Annotated in this window: 1 protein-coding gene; it reads right to left on the bottom strand. The window is 48.6% G+C overall.

Annotated elements, in window-relative coordinates:
- Nucleotides 1–352: reverse transcriptase domain-containing protein (locus ACYQ11_RS22170; RefSeq protein WP_459926017.1), on the bottom strand; the 352-nt coding region annotated here is incomplete at both ends.

The following is a 352-nucleotide window of genomic DNA, read 5'->3' as shown; positions in this document are numbered from 1 at the left end:
TTCCATACCTGGATGAAAACGACTGAACCGCTGCATTCTGGTTTTCTCCGGCGCCACTGAAAGTTTGAATTTGTTCAGCCTCTCAGGCAGCTCTTGATAAAATCGCCCGGCCTCGTCTCGATATCTGAAGCCGCAGATGAAATCATCAGCATACCTGAGAATAAACGCTTCACCTTTACAGTGTTTCTTGACGCACTTTTGAAACCACAAATCCAGACCAAAGTGAAGATATACGTTTGCCAGTACGGGTGAAACGACTCCCCCCTGTGGTGTGCCTGACTCCGGATTCACGACGCTGCCGTCTGTGTCCAGTATCCCGGCCTTCAGCCATTTGTTGATCAGGTTAAGAAAA

The organism is Desulfatiferula olefinivorans (assembly GCF_054657895.1).
The sequence above is the reverse complement of the archived record's forward strand: the minus strand, read 5'-3'. Positions and strand labels throughout refer to the sequence as shown.